This window comes from Micromonospora sp. NPDC049049, from assembly GCF_040649115.1.
Classification (GTDB): Bacteria; Actinomycetota; Actinomycetes; order Mycobacteriales; family Micromonosporaceae; genus Micromonospora.
In genome coordinates this window covers 20,556-35,633 of the sequence record NZ_JBEZEX010000028.1, presented here as the reverse complement: position 1 = coordinate 35,633, position 15,078 = coordinate 20,556, and the positions used below count along the sequence as shown (strand labels likewise).

Here is a 15,078-nt window from a genome sequence, read left to right as displayed (position 1 = left end):
GGCCTACGCGCACGGCTTCTTAACGAGCGCTCAGCTTGTTACCGTGCCGATCATGCGTGCTGCCTTTGCCTCCCGTTTCGACGACGCCGACCCGCTCGCCGCGCTCACCGTCGGCGAGCGGCCCGAGCCGACCCCGCCGGCCGACGACTGGGTGACCGTGCAGTTGCGGGCCACCTCGCTCAACCACCACGACCTCTGGTCGCTGCGCGGGGTCGGTCTCACCGAGGCCCAGCTACCGATGATCCTCGGCTGCGACGCGGTCGGGCTGGACCCGGAGGGACGCCCGGTGGTCGTGTACCCGGTGGTCGTCACGCCGGGTGACCCGCGCGGGGTTTCCATCCTCTCCGAGCACTTCGCCGGGACGCTCGCCGAGCGGGTGGTCGTACCCCGGTCGAATCTGATCCCGCTGCCCGACGGCATGGCGGCGACCGACGCGGCGTGCCTGCCCACGGCCTGGCTGACCGCGTGGCGGATGCTGACCACCAAGGGACGCGTCGCGGACGCCGACAGCGTGTTGGTCCAGGGCGCGGGCGGCGGCGTGGCCACCGCGGCCGTCGCACTCGCCGTCGCGATGGGCAAGCGGGTGTACGCGACCAGCCGCGACGCCGTCAAGCGGGACCGGATCTCGGCCCTCGGCGCCACCGCCTTCGAGCCGGGTGCCCGGCTGCCGGAGCGTGTCGACGTGGTGATCGAGACGGTCGGCGCTGCCACCTTCGACCATTCGCTGAAGTCGGCCGCGCCGATGGCCCGGATCGTGGTCTCCGGCGCGACAGCCGGGCACGAGCCATCGGTCAACCTGCGCCGGGTCTTCGCCATGCAGCTGGAGATCCTGGGCACCTCGATGGGCACGCCCGGCGAGCTGTACGAGCTGCTGGCGTTCTGCTCCGACAACGAGGTGCGCCCGGTGGTGGACAGCGTCATCCCGTTCAGCCGGGTCGAGGACGCCTTCGCCCGACTGCACTCCGGCGACGCCTTCGGCAAGGTCGTCATCGACCACACCGCCTGACGCGCCGCACCGCAACGCCCGCCCGGCCCCGCGCCGTCCAGCCGGGCCCGCCGCAAGATCGCGCAACATCATGGAAATAGTGGCCTCCACGTCGTGGGAGGCCACTATTTCCTGGTTACTGCACGATCGTGGGCGTGGGCGTGGGCGTGGGCGTGGGCGTGGGCGTGGGCGCGGCGCAGCGGAGCGCTCGGGGCGCGGGGCGCATCGGGCGCGCGGTCAGAGGTGGTCGTCGAAGGTGGCTATGTCGCCGCGCGTCGCGTCGGTGGAGATGCGCTTCTTGGCATCCGCGTCTCCGTAGAGCGACCAGCGCAGGAACTCGATCGACGTGTCCGACACCACCCGCAGCGCGGCCTTGTCCTTGAGCATCGTCCGCCCATGGTCGCCCTTCGGCAGGCTCAGCATCGCCTTTGGCCAGGGCACCTTGTCGTACGCGGCCCTGCCCGCCGCGTACTCGACCACCTCGTCCAACTCGCCGTGCACGAACAGTTGCGGTGCGGCGGCACCGGCGAACGCGGTGCCCACGCCCAGCGCCGTGCCCGCGAACACCACACCCGCGTCCAGCCGCTTGTCCCGGCTCGCGGTGAACAGCCCGATGGTGGTCACCCCGCCCGCCGAGTGCCCGGCCGCGGCCACCCGGTCGGCGTCCAGCCGGCCCTGCAACTGGTCGTCGGCCTTGCTGTCCAACGCGAGCACCTGGTCCAACGCGTACGACACATCGGCGGGTTGGTTGAGCACGTCGAGGACGTTGTTGTCCGCGCCCCGCGAGGTGTGCGGGAACGTCGGCGCGGCCACCACGAACCCTGCTGCCGCCCAGCGGGTCAGTAGCGTGGCGTAGTCGTCCGGCCGGCCACCCAGGCCGTGACTGAACATCACCACCGGGAACCGGCCGTGCGCCCCCAGCAACCCCGGCGTGACGGGGCCGTTCTCGCCGAGCGCCGGGTACCAGATCCGCACCGGCAGCGCCCGGCCGTCGCGGTTCAGCTTCAGGTCGCGTACGCCGACGGGGTAGGGATTTTCTGGCGCGTGCCCGGCCGGGACCTGTGGCGTCGCCGGGGCGGTGGGCTCCGGCGCGGCCGGCGCCCGCCGAACCGGGGCGTCCGTGGAGCACCCGACGAGAGCGACCAGAAGCAGGGCGGTGATCAGCATTGTGGGGGTGACGCGACGCGGCATGAATCTGATTGTGCCCTGCCCGGCGGACCCGCCCGGCTGGCTTCGTCGCGCTGTGCCCACCCGGTCACCGGCCGCTGCGTCCCGGCATCAGGCTCAGTCAGGCCGCAGCACGTTCGGTCAGCGGACGTCGCCGTCGTGCGGTGTCGGTCAGCGCGCGCGGAGGGAAGGCGGCGTTGGGGTCGTACCGGTTCGTTCCGGGCGGAACGATCTCGTCGATCCGGTCGAGGGTCGCGTCGTCCAGGGTGAGCGTGGCGCCCTTGAGCAGGTCCTCCAGGTGCGGCATGGTCCGCGGTCCGATGATCGCCGAGCTGACGGCCGGATGGGCCACCGTGAAGGCGATGGCGAGCTGCGGGAGCGTGCAGCCGATGCTCGCCGCGAGGTCGACGAGCTGTTCCACGATGTCGAGCTTGGCGGCGTTCTCGGCGATCGTGGGGTCGAACTGCGCCGGCCGGAGCACGGCCCGCCCGGTCGACAGGTCGATGGGCTGGTCCCTGCGGTACTTGCCGCTGAGGAACCCGAAGGCGAGCGGGCTCCAGACCAGCACCCCCATGCCGTAGCGCTGGCAGACGGGGAGGATCGACGCTTCGACGCCGCGGGCCAGGATCGAGTACGGCGGCTGCTCGGTGCGCAGGCGTCCCAGGCCACGACGCTCGGACACCTGGTGCGCCTCGACGATCTCCTCGGCCGGGAAGGTCGAGCAGCCGAAGGCGCGGATCTTCCCGTCGCGGACGAGGTCGCTGAGTGCCGAGAGCGTCTCCTCGATGTCGGTCGAGGGGTCGGGACGGTGGATCTGGTAGAGGTCGATCCAGTCGGTGTTCAACCGCCGGAGGCTCCCCTCCACCGCTTTGAGGATCCACCGCCGCGAGTTGCCGCCCTGGTTGGGTCCCTCGCTCATCGGAAAATGCACCTTGGTGGCGAGCACGACGTCGTCCCGGCGGCCCCGCAGCGCCTTGCCCACGATCTCTTCGGACTCGCCCCGGCCGTACATGTCGGCGGTGTCGATGATGTTGATGCCCTGGTCGAGGGCGGTGTGGATGATGCGGGCGCAGTCGTCGTGGTCGGGGTTGCCGACGGCGCCGAACATCATGGTCCCGAGGCAGTGGGTGCTCACCTGGATGCCGGTGCCGCCGAGGTTGCGATAACGCATGTCGATGCTCCTTGGCTGATGTGCTAGCGATCACCGCGCACCCTAGGAGCTAGAGTCAGCTCTAGGTCAACTCCTCGTTACCCTGCTCGGCATGGCCGAGATCACCGCGGGTCTGAGCATCGGGCAGGTCGCCGAACGCACCGGCTTGAGCGTGCACACCCTCCGCTTCTACGAGCAGGAGGGCCTCTTCGTCGGCCCGGTGCGGCGTGGCCCTGCCGGGCGTCGCAGCTACAGCCAGGACGACGTGGACTGGCTGACCGTCTGCATCATCCTTCGCGCCTCCGGGATGCCCCTGCCCGCGCTCCGGCGGTACACCGACCTCGTCCGGGAAGGCGCCGGCAACGAGGAGGAACGGCTCGCGCTGATGCGCGAGCACCACAGTCGCGTCACCACCCAGATCGACAGGCTCACCCAGAGCCTGGACCTGATCACCTTCAAGGTCGGGGTGTACGAGGACCTACTCGACCCGCACCGGAGCGCAGCCGAGCTAGATCCTCGGCGTCCTTCGGGCGACGGGGACGTTCCGGCATCCAGACCGGGTACATCTGCTTGAACTCGATCTGAGCCGCCACCGAGATGGTCGGCGCGCAGAGCGGGCCGATCCGGCCGGGTGGGGCGTCCAGCATCCCGGCCGGCAGCGGGGTGCCGGTCCAGGACCCGGCGCCCACCGTCGGTCGGCCGGCGGCGTCGCGACCCAGGTACGCGAAGCTGACCTCCACGTCGGCGGCGAACAGGTCGAGCTGCGACTCCACGGGCATCCTCGGGTCGGGAAGCCAGCCTCGGGCCAGCAGCAGGTCGGCCAGCCGGTCGGCGTCGTCGCGCCAGCAGTACCAGTCGACGTCGAGGTGCGGGCGGGTCACCGCGCCGAGCTGGAAGTCCATCGCCCAACCGCCGCGCAGCCACACCGGGATGCCGTCCGCCCCGGTCACCTCGATGACCTCGGCGATGCTCGCCAACTGCCGGCGCGCAAGCTCGTCCATCGGACGACCGTACCGACATCGACAGGGTCAGTGGGCCGGGCGGGACTCGTAACGGGTCAGGATGGGGGAGTGGGCGTCGGCGGGGAGCCGGGCAGCGGCGGCCCGGTCGCCGTAGAGGGTCCAGCGTAGGAAGTCGGTGGTGGTGGCGAGGACCGGGGCGAAGCCCGGGTGGCCCGGCGCGAGGTACGCGCCGTGGTCCCCGCCGAGCAGGCTGAGGAACGCGGCCGGCCCTGGGGTGCGCGCGTACGCCGCCCGGCCGACCGTCACCGGCACCACCGGGTCGGCGGTGCCGTGCACGAAGAGCACCGGCGCGGCCGGTCCGGCGAAGCTGCCCGGCAGCCCACCGCCGGCGATCACGATCCCGGCCCGTAGCCGGGCCGGGTGGCCCTCGCTGAACATGCCGGAGGTGGTGAAGCCGCCCGCCGAGTGCCCGGCGGCGGCGACCGAGGTCAGGTCGAGGTGCCCGGCGAGGGGATCGGCAGGGCGCCGGTCGAGGTCGCCCAGATAGCGGATCAGTCGCCAGGCGTCGGCCGGCTGGTGGCGCACGTCGGCCCGGGTGAAGTGGGCGGCACCCTGTCGGGTGTGCGGATACGCGGGTGCGGCCACCACGAAACCGGCGGCCGCCCAGCGGCTGGTCAGGCCTGCGTGCAGCTCGGGTCGGCTGCCCAGCCCGTGGCTGTAGATCACCACCGGGAACCGTCCGGCCGCCACCCGGCCGGTCGACGCCGGGTACCAGATCGTCACCGGCAGAGGGCGCGCCGAGCGCGGATCGAGGGTGAGCGTATGCACGCCGACGGCGTACGACCCCTCGGGCGCCCGACGCGCCGACGCCGGCCCGGTGGCCCCGCCAGCCACGGCGGTGGCCGGCGCACAACCGGTCAGCAGCGCTGTCACCAGTACGGCCATCAGCCGGCCCGCCCCCATCGTTCCACGGTAGGTGCCTGGGCGGGCGTAGCGTCCCCGCCGTCCGGCTCGGGTGCACCCGCCACCCGGTCGGGTCACCTCCGCCGGCCGGGTCCACCCCTGGGACGCAGCGGGCCAGGGACGGTGCGGCGTGACCAGCTTCGCTAGGGTCACCGACATGCCTGAGAACTACACGGACCCCAGCGGCAACACCGAGGCGTTCCGCGCCTTCAACCAGACGCCGGAGACTGCGACGCCGACGGAGGCTCCGTCCCGCCTGCCGCTCATCATCGGTGCGGCAGTGGTCGTCGTGGTGCTGGTGGCACTCGTCGCCTGGCTGGCGACCGGCTGACCGAACCGACCGGCTGGCCTAGCTGCCTGGCTGGCCCCGGCACTGAATGGGCTTCACCGACTCGCGCGCACCCTCGGGCCTCCCGGGGGTGCGCGCCTCAGTGGTGTCAGGCCGCCCCGACCACGTCCCGGGTCTGCCGGGCGATCTCCCGCTCCTCGTCGGTGCGGATGACGCAGACGCTCACCTCGGCGCCGTCGGGTGAGATGAACCGGTCGCCCTCGCCGTCGTTGCGGGCGTCGTCCACAGTGATGCCGAGCCGGCCCAGGCCGGCCAGCGCGGCGGCCCGGACCGGCGCGGCGTGCTCGCCGACCCCGGCGGTGAAGGTGATCGCGTCGACCCGGCCGAGCAGCGCGTAGTACGCCCCGACGTACTCGGTGATGCGCCGGCAGTACACGTCGAAGGCCAGCGCCGCCGCCCGGTCACCGGCGGCCCGGCGTTCGAGCACCTCGCGCATGTCGTTGACGCCGGTCAGCCCGAGCAGGCCGCTGCGGTGGTTGAGCAGGTCGTCGATGTCGTCCACCGACAGCCCGCCCTCCCGGCGCAGATGGAAGATCACGGTCGGGTCCACGTCGCCGCTGCGGGTGCCCATCACCAGCCCCTGCAACGGGGACATGCCCATCGAGGTGGCGACGCTGCGGCCGTTCGCCACCGCGCAGGCGCTGGCCCCGTTGCCCAGGTGCAGGGTGATCGTGTTGACCTGCTCGTACGGGCGGCCCAGCAGCTCGGCGGTGCGCCGGGACACGTACGCGTGTGAGGTGCCGTGGAAGCCGTACCGGCGGATGTCGTACCGCTCGGCGGTGTCCCGGTCGATCGCGTACGTCGCGGCGGCCTCCGGCAGGGTGTGGTGGAACGCGGTGTCGAAGACGGCGACCTGCGGCACGTCGGGCAGCGCCGCGCGGGCCACCTCGATGCCGGCCAGGTTGGCCGGGTTGTGCAGCGGGGCGAGCGGCACCAGATCCTTGATCGCGGCCAACACCGCGTCGTCGACAAGCACCGGCGCGCTGAACGTCCCGCCACCGTGCACCACCCGGTGTCCGACCGCCGTCAGCCCGGTCAGGTCCAGCCCGTCCAGGATCTGCCGGACCGCCTCGGCGTGGTCCGCCGGGCCGCCACCGGGCTCACCGATCCGCTCGACGGTGCCGTGGTCGATTGCCTGGTCCCCGTCGTAGCGGCGCCACTTCACCGACGACGACCCGCAGTTGAGCACCAGCACCCGACTCACGACGCCTCCTCGGTGGCCGCCTGGATGGCGGTGATCGCCACGGTGTTGACGATGTCCGGCACTGTGGCACCCCGCGACAGGTCGTTCACCGGCCGCCGCAGGCCCTGCATGACCGGGCCGACGGCGACCGCCCCGGCCGAGCGTTGCACCGCCTTGTACGTGTTGTTGCCGGTGTTCAGGTCCGGGAAGATGAAGACCGTGGCGTGCCCGGCGACGGGGCTGTCGGGCAGCTTCGTGGCCGCCACCGCCGGGTCGATCGCCGCGTCGTACTGGATGGGCCCTTCGACCAGCAGGTCGGGCCGGCGCTGCCGGACCAGCGCGGTGGCCGCGGCGACCTTCTCCACGTCGGCGCCCGCGCCGGAGCTGCCGGTCGAGTACGACAGCATGGCCACCCGGGGTTCGATGCCGAACCGGGCGGCGGTGTCGGCCGACGAGATCGCGATGTCGGCGAGCTGGGCCGCGTCCGGGTCGCGGTTGACCGCGCAGTCGCCGTAGACCAGCACCCGGTCGGCGAGCAGCATGAAGAAGACGCTGGAGGCCACCGAGACGTCCGGCAGCGTACGGATGATCTCGAACGCTGGCCGGATGGTCGCGGCGGTGGTGTGGGTGGCGCCGGAGACCATGCCGTCGGCTCGGCCGGTGGCCACCATGAGCGTGCCGAAGTAGTTCGGCTGCGCGACGATGTCGTGCGCCAACTCGGCGGTGACGCCGCGGTGGGCGCGCAGCCGGGCGTACTCGGCGGCGAAGTCGTCGCGCCACTCGCTGGCCCCCGGGTCGACGACCCGCACGTCGCCGAGGTCGATGCCCAGCTCCCGGGTGCGTCGGGCGATGTCGTCCGGCCGGCCGAGCACCGTCAGCTCGGCCACTCCACGCCGTAGCAGGATCTCCGCCGCGCGCAGGACCCGCTCGTCGGTGCCCTCCGGCAGCACCAGGTGCCGGGGCTTCGAGCGGGCACGGTCGATCAGCTCGTTCTCGAACATCAGTGGGGTGACCCGCGCCGACCGGCTGACCCGCAGCCGACGGGCCAGGTCGTCGGTGTCCACACAGCGCTCGAACGCGCCGAGCGCGGCCTCCACCTTGCGGGGATTGGTCGCGCTGGGCCGGCCCTCGATGCGACTGGACGCGGCCACCGTGTCGTAGCTGTCGCTGCGTACGGAGAGCACCGCCAACCCGGTGTTGAGCCCCTCCACCAGCCGCATGACCCTGGGGTCGGGCTGCTCGCCGAGGGTGAGCACCAGTCCGGCCACCGACACCTGTCCGGCCACGTGCGCGGCGCTCGCGGCGACGAGCAGGTCGGCCCGGTCCCCGGGGGTGATCACCAGGGCGCCCTCGGTGAGGTGGCCCAGCAGGGTCGGCACGTGTGCCGCGCCGACCACGAAGTCCAGCACGTCGCGACCGAGCGCGGCGTCGTCCCCGGCCAGCAGGGTGGCGCCGAGGGCCGTCGCCACCTCGGCCACCGTCGGCGCGGACACGCTCGGCACCTCGGGGATGGCGTACGCGGGGACCGGCAGCTCGGGCAGCGTCATCGGCTCGGTGACCCGGTTGGCGATCACCGCGAGCACCGTCGCGCCGAGGTCGGCCAGATCGTGGTACGCCCCCCGCATCGCCGACGCGACAGCCGCCGGCTCCTGCCCGAAGCCGTCCACGACCGGCACCACCACGCTGCCGAACTCGGTGGCCAGCCGGGCGTTGAACGCCAGCTCCCGGGGGTGGGCCGGGTCGCCCGGCTCGTCGAAGTCACTGCCCACCACGACCACCGCCGGGCACTGCCGCTCCACCGCCCGGTAGCGCTCGACGATGGCGGAGATGAGCTGCTCCCGTCGGCCGTCGGCGACCAGTGCCGAAGCCTCGGCGTAGCTCGCCCCGGCCAGTTCGGACAGCGGCACCTCGACGCGATAGCGCTCGCTCAGCAGGGCGAGGATCGGGTCCTGGCCGGTGTCCGCCACCAACGGCCGGAACACGCCGATCCGCCCGACCTGGCGGGACAGCAACTCCGCCAGCCCGAGGGCAATCGTCGACTTGCCCCCGCCGGACCCCACGCTGGTCAGGTAAACACTCCGAGCCACGTTCCCACCCCCTGCCCGTTGATCAAGAAGTTTGCGTCAGCCCCGGCCCCCATCGTGACCGAAGTTTCTTGATCACCGGGTGCCGAACGGGGTCAGGCGTCTTCGTCGTCGGGGTCCTCCAGGCGGGCGAGGTAGGTGGCCAGGCGTTCGATGGGAGTTTCGAAGTCGGGGTTGAGGTCGACGAAGTCGCGCAGCCGCTCGCCGAGCCACTCCAGGGTCACCTGCTCCTCGCCCCGGCGCTCGACCAGCTCCTCAATGCCACGGTCGGTGAAGTACATGGGTACGTCCTCGTGCTCGGCCCGGCACGGGCCGGGCGGGTGGTGGGTGGATGGTCAACGGCTGGCGGGACCTACGAGAGCCGGGGCAGGACCGTGGTGAAACGGCCCTACCCCGGCTTCCGTGCTCAGGTCAGGTCACGGGCGGGGGAGAGCCGCCTCGATCAGCGCGTTCTGCTCGACCTCGTGGGTCTTGGCCGAGCCGACCGCCGGAGCGGCGGCGGCCGGGCGGGAGATCCGCCGCAGCCGAACGTCCGTGAGGTGCTCCAGCAGGTTGAGCGCGACGAACGACCAGCCACCCTGGTTGGCCGGCTCCTCCTGCACCCAGGCGAAGTCCTCGGCGTTCGGGAACTGCGCGAGGGCGGCCCGGATCTCCTCCACCGGCAGCGGGTACAGCTGCTCCAGCCGGAGGATTGCGGTGTCGGTGACGCCGCGATCCTGCCGGGCCTGGAACAGGTCGTAGTAGACCTTGCCGGAGCAGAGCAGCACCCGCTTCACCGCCTCCGGTGCCGGGGCGGCCGTGTCGCGCAGCACCGGCTGGAAGGTGCCGGTGGTGAAGTCCTCCACCGACGAGACGCAGAGCTTGTGCCGCAGCAGCGACTTCGGCGTGAACACCACCAGCGGCTTGCGCTTGGGCGACAGGGCCTGGCGGCGCAGCAGGTGGAAGTAGTTCGCCGGGGTCGTCGGGATGGACACCCGCATGTTGTCCTCGGCGCACATCTGCAGGAACCGCTCGGGCCGGCCGGAGGTGTGGTCCGGGCCCTGACCCTCGTGGCCGTGCGGCAGCAGCAGGGTGATGGCGGAGCGCTGGCCCCACTTCACCTCACCGGACGAGATGAACTCGTCGATCACCGACTGGGCGCCGTTGACGAAGTCGCCGAACTGGGCCTCCCAGGCGACGAGGGCGTTGATGTTCTCCACCGAGTAGCCGTACTCGAAGCCCATCGCCGCGTACTCGCTGAGCAGCGAGTCGTGCACGAAGAACCGGGAGCGGTCGCCATCGCCGGTGAGCGACTTCAGCGGCAGGTAGTCGTCGCCGGTGCGGGAGTCGACCACCGAGGCGTGCCGCTGGACGAACGTGCCGCGGCGGGAGTCCTGCCCGGCGAGCCGGACGGTGACCCCGTCGTGCAGCAGCGCCCCGAGCGCGATGATCTCGCCGAAGCCCCAGTCGATGTTGCCCTCGACGGACATCTTGGCCCGCCGGTCCAGCAGCTGCTGGATCCGCTTGTGCGGGGTGAAGCCCTCCGGCAGGTTGATGTGCGCCTCGCCGATGGCCTTGACCACTGACGCGTCGGTGGCGGTGTCGACCTGCGGCTCCGGCTCCTCCTCGCGGCGCGGCCGGTTGAGCTGGCGCGGTGCCGAGGCGGCGTCCCGGGTGGCCTTGAAGACCTTCTCCAGCTGCGCCTGGTAGTCGCGCAGCAGCTCCTCCGCGTCCTCCACGGTGATGTCACCGCGACCGATGAGCTCCTCGGTGTAGAGCTTGCGGACCGAGCGCTTCGAATCAATGATCTTGTACATCTGTGGGTTGGACATCGACGGGTCGTCGCCCTCGTTGTGCCCGCGCCGGCGGTAGCAGACCATGTCGATCACGACGTCCTTGTTGAACGTCTGCCGGTATTCGAATGCCAGGCGGGCCACCCGGACCACTGCCTCCGGGTCGTCGCCGTTGACGTGGAAGATCGGCGCCTGGATCATCCGGGCCACGTCGGTGCTGTAGAGGCTGGACCGGCTGTACTCCGGTGCGGTGGTGAAGCCGACCTGGTTGTTCACCACGACGTGCACGGTGCCACCGGTGCGGTAGCCGCGCAGCTGGGACAGGTTGAGCGTCTCGGCGACCACGCCCTGCCCGGCGAAGGCGGCGTCACCGTGCACCGCCAGCGGCAGCACGGTGTAGCCCTCCAGCTTGAGGTCGATCCGGTCCTGCTTGGCCCGGACGATGCCCTCCAGCACCGGGTCGACGGCCTCCAGGTGCGACGGGTTGGCCACCACCGACACCTTGACCGCGTGCTCGCCGTCCGGGGTGGTGAACTTGCCGTTCTGACCCAGGTGGTACTTCACGTCGCCGGAGCCCTGCGTCGAGCGCGGGTCCAGGTGACCCTCGAACTCCGAGAAGATCTTCTCGTACGGCTTGCCGACGATGTTGGCCAGCACGTTGAGCCGACCCCGGTGGGCCATGCCGATGACGACCTCGTCCAGCCCGTTCTCGGCGGAGGATTCCAGCACCTCGCCGAGCAGCGGGATCAGCGACTCGCCGCCCTCCAGCGAGAAGCGCTTCTGGCCGACGTACTTCGTCTGCAGGAAGGTCTCGAACGCCTCGGCGGCGTTGAGCCGGTTGAGCACGTGCTTCTGCTCGTCGGCGGACGGCTTCTCGTACTTGCGCTCGATCCGTTCCTGGACCCAGCGACGCTCCTCCGGGTCCTGGATGTGCATGTACTCGATGCCGACGCGGCGGCAGTACGAGTCGCGCAGCACGCCGAGGATCTCGCGCAGCTTCATCCGCTGCCGGCCGGCGAAGCCGTTGACGGGGAACTCGCGGTCCAGGTCCCACAGGGTGAGCCCGTGCTGGAGGACGTCCAGGTCGGGGTGCTTGCGGATCTTGAATTCCAGCGGGTCGGTGTCGGCCATCAGGTGACCGCGCACCCGGTAGGCGTGGATCAGCTCGTGCACCCGGGCGGTCTTGTTGATCTGACCCTCGGAGTTGACAGCGACATCGCGCATCCAGCGCACCGGCTCGTACGGGATGCGCAGCGCGGTGAAGATCTGGTCGTAGAAGCCGTGTTCGCCCAGGATCAGCTCGTGCATCACCTTGAGGAACTCGCCGGACTGCGCGCCCTGGATGATCCGGTGGTCGTACGTGCTGGTCAGCGTGATGATCTTGCTGACCGCCAGCTCGGCGAGGGTGGCCTCGGACATCCCCTGGTAGGGGGCCGGGTACTCCATCGCGCCGACGCCGATGATCGCGCTCTGCCCCTGCATGAGCCGCGGCATCGAGTGCACGGTGCCGATGCCACCCGGGTTGGTCAGCGAGATGGTGGTGCCGGAGTAGTCCTCCATGGTCAGCTCGTTGCGCCGCGCCCGCCGGACCACGTCCTCGTACGCCTGCCAGAACTGCCGGAAGTCCATCTGCTCGCAGCCCTTGATGGAGGGGACCACCAGGTTGCGGCTGCCGTCCGGCTTGGCGAGGTCGATCGCGATGCCGAGGTTGACGTGTGCCGGGCGGAGCACCGCCGGCTTGCCGTTGGCCTCGGTGAAGGAGTTGTTCATCTCGGGGTGCTGGACCAGCGCGCGCACCATCGCGTAGCCGACAAGGTGGGTGAAGCTGACCTTGCCGCCCCGCCCACGGGCGAGGTGGTTGTTGATCACGATGCGGTTGTCGACCAGCAGCTTCGCCGGGACCGCGCGAACGCTGGTCGCGGTGGGCACGCTCAGCGAGGCGTCCATGTTCTGGACGATCTTCGCGGCGACGCCCCGCAACGGCGTGGTCTGCGGGCCGTCGGCGGTCGGCGCGGCGGCCTTGGCGGCCGGCTTGGCCGCAGCGGCCTTCTCCGGCGTCTTGTCCGGCGCGGCCTTCGGCGTGGCCGGGGCGGCGGGCTTGGCCGGCGCCGGCTGGGCGGCGGCCGACTTGCTCGTGGTCGCCGGCTTGGCCGGGGCGCTCGGCTGGGTGACGGTGGCGGCTGCCTCCGGCTGACCGTCCGGCTCCGGGGCGGCGGCCGGCTTGTCCGACGACTCGGCGCCGCGCGGGGTGCCCGCTCCCGGTGCCGGTCGGTAGTCGGCGAAGAAGTCGTGCCAGGCCGAATCAACGCTCGATGGGTCGGCGAGGTAACGCTGGTACATCTCCTCGACGATCCACTCATTCGGGCCGAAACCCGCCAGTGGGTTCTCCTGCGAAGTCTGCTGGGTCGACACGGCCGGTAATCGCCTCTTTCACGCGGGTTTGTGTGGCACGCGGTGGGTCCGTCGCGCCCGATTAGGAGCACGGACTAGACGTCTCCCAGGCTACGCCGTACCGATCCCGCAGGCATTTCCGCCTCGGTCCCGTGGCCGGTTTCACAGAAGATGCCAGAAGTTCAGCAACGCCTGCGCCCACCGTGTCGAACTGGTAACACCAGGGGTCGGACGCCGAGCGGACGCCCGACCCCGGAACGGCCAGCTCGTTGCCGCCCCGGGGTCGCAGACGCCGTCAGGCGATGTCGCGCCGTCGGGTGAGCAGGATTCCGACGACTCCGCTGACCAGCGCGTAGCCGATCAGCACCAGGGCCCCGACCCACCAGGACGGGGTGAACTCCGAGGTGCCCTCCGTGATCATGACCTGGGATGCCACAGCGGGCCAGACCACCTGCCACTTGAGCACCGCCTCGCTGTCGAGGAGGTTCGACAGGAGCAGGAAGAGCAGACCCACCACCTGGGTGCCGATCAGGTAGAGCACCGCCGCCGTGATCACCGCTCCGAGCTGGTTGGTGATCAGCGTGCCGATGCCCACCCCGAGGATCGTCCAGATGGCGTAGGCCAGCAGGTTGAACAGCAGCGCCCGCTGCACCGGCCACTCACCGAGCTGAGTGCCGTAGTCGTTCGCGGACAGGAAGATCGCGCCGGCGGCCAGGTCGATCAGCGTTGTGGCCAGCCAGAACATGAAGCCGAGCAGGCTGGCGGCGACGAGCTTGCTGACGATGACCGACGTTCGCCGGGGGGTCGTCAGGAACGTCGTGGTCGCGGTCTGGTGGAAGAACTCGTTCGTGACCATCAGGATGCCGATGAGCATCACGAACATCAGCCCGAGGTACTGGCCCGAGGTGTAGAGGTTCGCCGCCTGCGCCGGCGCGGTCGCCTGCTCGGGGCTGACACCGATGTTCTCGGCGTCCCCGCCGAGCGCCGTGACGGCCAACCACGCGTTGATCGCGAACGCCAGGGCGATCGAGAGGAGCGCGCCGATAGCCAGCCACCACCAGGTGCTGGTGGTACGGATCTTGAGTAGCTCGGATCGGACCAGGTTCATCGGATGCCCGCCTTTCCGGCCGTCAGCTCCAGGAAGACCCGTTCCAGATCGGGCCGTTCGGTGGTCAGTTCGTGCAGCTCGACCCCGGCCGCGAGAGCGGATCGGCCGATCGTCGGAGCGTCCACCCCGCCGACCAGCAGCACACCCTGCTCGTCGGTCTCGACGGTCGCCGACTGCGCCTTCAGGGCGGCGGTCAACACCTCGGCCTGCGGGGTGCGGACCCGGACCCGGGCGCCCTGGGCCATCGACCCGAGCACCTGGTCGACCGGACCCTGCCGGACCAACTGCCCAGCCGCGATGATCACCACGTCGTCGGCGAGCAACTGCATCTCCGACAGCAGGTGGCTGGAGACCAGCACCGTACGACCCTCGTGGGCGAGGTTCTTGAGGAACCCACGCATCCACCGGATGCCCTCCGGGTCCAGCCCGTTGGCCGGCTCGTCGAGGATCAGCACGCGGGGGTCACCGAGCATCGCGGCGGCGATGCCGAGCCGCTGCTTCATGCCCAGCGAGTAACCCTTGAACTTGCGCTTCGCCGCCGGGGTCAGCCCGACCAGGGCCAACGCCTCGTCGGCCCGCTGCTTGGGCAGCCCGGCCGCGGCGCAGATGACCCGCAGGTGGTTGATGCCGGTGCGGCCCTTGTGCGCGCTGGAAGCCTCCAGCACCGCCCCGACCTGCCGCAGCGGGGTGGCGAGGTCGGTGTACCGCTGGCCGCTGATGGTGGCCGTGCCGGCGGTCGGCGTGACCAGGTTGAGCAGCATGCGCAGCGTGGTGGTCTTGCCTGCGCCGTTCGGGCCGAGGAAGCCGGTCACCCGTCCCGGCGCCACTGTGAAGGACAGGTTGTTCACCGCCCGGACGTTCTTGTACTGCTTCGTCAGACCGGACACCACGATCTGACCGTCGCTGGTGGGGCTTCGCTGCCCGTCAGTCATCGTTCTCCTCCCGTGTGTGGCGTAGAGGTACG

13 protein-coding genes are annotated in these 15,078 nt (G+C 71.0%); 3 read left to right on the top strand and 10 right to left on the bottom strand.

Features of this window, described 5'->3' with window-relative positions; translation table 11 throughout:
* Positions 1-43: 43 nt before the first annotated feature.
* Positions 44-1,006 carry a zinc-binding dehydrogenase gene (locus AB0B68_RS24960; protein WP_355008145.1) on the top strand — a complete coding sequence of 321 codons (963 nt, stop codon included), beginning with the start codon at positions 44-46 and terminating at the stop codon, positions 1,004-1,006.
* Between the two features lie 216 nt (positions 1,007-1,222).
* Here the strand turns inward: AB0B68_RS24960 and AB0B68_RS24955 are convergent, their stop codons facing one another.
* Both AB0B68_RS24955 and AB0B68_RS24950 read right to left on the bottom strand, forming a co-directional pair.
* On the bottom strand, positions 1,223-2,176 hold the full coding sequence (locus AB0B68_RS24955) for a chlorophyllase (RefSeq protein WP_357263056.1): 954 nt from the start codon (positions 2,174-2,176) through the stop codon (positions 1,223-1,225).
* A 97-nt stretch (positions 2,177-2,273) separates the two neighbouring features.
* A complete protein-coding gene (locus AB0B68_RS24950; protein WP_357263053.1) occupies positions 2,274-3,323 on the bottom strand; it encodes an aldo/keto reductase in 1,050 nt (349 codons plus the stop codon).
* Positions 3,324-3,414: 91 nt separating this feature from the next.
* On the opposite strand from AB0B68_RS24950, the gene AB0B68_RS24945 reads away from it, so the two are divergent.
* Positions 3,415-3,876, top strand: a complete 462-nt coding sequence (locus tag AB0B68_RS24945) for a MerR family transcriptional regulator (protein ID WP_357202815.1) — start codon at positions 3,415-3,417, stop codon at positions 3,874-3,876.
* Here AB0B68_RS24945 and AB0B68_RS24940 read toward each other — a convergent pair.
* Together AB0B68_RS24940 and AB0B68_RS24935 are read right to left on the bottom strand one after the other, a co-directional pair.
* Positions 3,758-4,303: an aminoglycoside adenylyltransferase gene (locus AB0B68_RS24940; protein WP_357202818.1), complete on the bottom strand. Its 546-nt coding sequence runs from the start codon at positions 4,301-4,303 to the stop codon at positions 3,758-3,760. The genes AB0B68_RS24945 and AB0B68_RS24940 overlap by 119 nt on opposite strands.
* A 27-nt stretch (positions 4,304-4,330) precedes the next feature.
* On the bottom strand, positions 4,331-5,227 hold the full coding sequence (locus tag AB0B68_RS24935) for an alpha/beta hydrolase (RefSeq protein WP_357263049.1): 897 nt from the start codon (positions 5,225-5,227) through the stop codon (positions 4,331-4,333).
* Positions 5,228-5,384: 157 nt separating this feature from the next.
* Here AB0B68_RS24935 and AB0B68_RS24930 point away from each other — a divergent pair, with 157 nt between their 5' ends.
* Positions 5,385-5,558: a hypothetical protein gene (locus AB0B68_RS24930; RefSeq protein ID WP_355008141.1), complete on the top strand. Its 174-nt coding sequence runs from the start codon at positions 5,385-5,387 to the stop codon at positions 5,556-5,558.
* A gap of 106 nt (positions 5,559-5,664) precedes the next feature.
* On the opposite strand, the gene AB0B68_RS24925 is transcribed toward AB0B68_RS24930, so the two are convergent.
* The 6 genes from AB0B68_RS24925 to AB0B68_RS24900 form a co-directional block, all read right to left on the bottom strand.
* Entirely contained in the window at positions 5,665-6,780 is a 1,116-nt protein-coding gene (locus AB0B68_RS24925) for an acetate kinase (RefSeq protein ID WP_357263046.1), read from the bottom strand.
* Entirely contained in the window at positions 6,777-8,846 is a 2,070-nt protein-coding gene (gene pta / locus AB0B68_RS24920) for a phosphate acetyltransferase (RefSeq protein ID WP_357205118.1), read from the bottom strand. The genes AB0B68_RS24925 and pta overlap by 4 nt, the downstream gene beginning before the upstream one ends.
* A 92-nt stretch (positions 8,847-8,938) precedes the next feature.
* Positions 8,939-9,124: a DUF6104 family protein gene (locus AB0B68_RS24915; protein ID WP_355008138.1), complete on the bottom strand. Its 186-nt coding sequence runs from the start codon at positions 9,122-9,124 to the stop codon at positions 8,939-8,941.
* A 135-nt stretch (positions 9,125-9,259) separates the two neighbouring features.
* Complete coding sequence (locus tag AB0B68_RS24910; protein WP_357205121.1) at positions 9,260-13,027, bottom strand: multifunctional oxoglutarate decarboxylase/oxoglutarate dehydrogenase thiamine pyrophosphate-binding subunit/dihydrolipoyllysine-residue succinyltransferase subunit; 3,768 nt, start codon at positions 13,025-13,027, stop codon at positions 9,260-9,262.
* Between the two features lie 274 nt (positions 13,028-13,301).
* On the bottom strand, positions 13,302-14,114 hold the full coding sequence (locus tag AB0B68_RS24905; protein ID WP_355008136.1) for an ABC transporter permease: 813 nt from the start codon (positions 14,112-14,114) through the stop codon (positions 13,302-13,304).
* Entirely contained in the window at positions 14,111-15,046 is a 936-nt protein-coding gene (locus AB0B68_RS24900) for an ABC transporter ATP-binding protein (protein ID WP_355494508.1), read from the bottom strand. The genes AB0B68_RS24905 and AB0B68_RS24900 overlap by 4 nt, the downstream gene beginning before the upstream one ends.
* Positions 15,047-15,078: the final 32 nt, after the last annotated feature.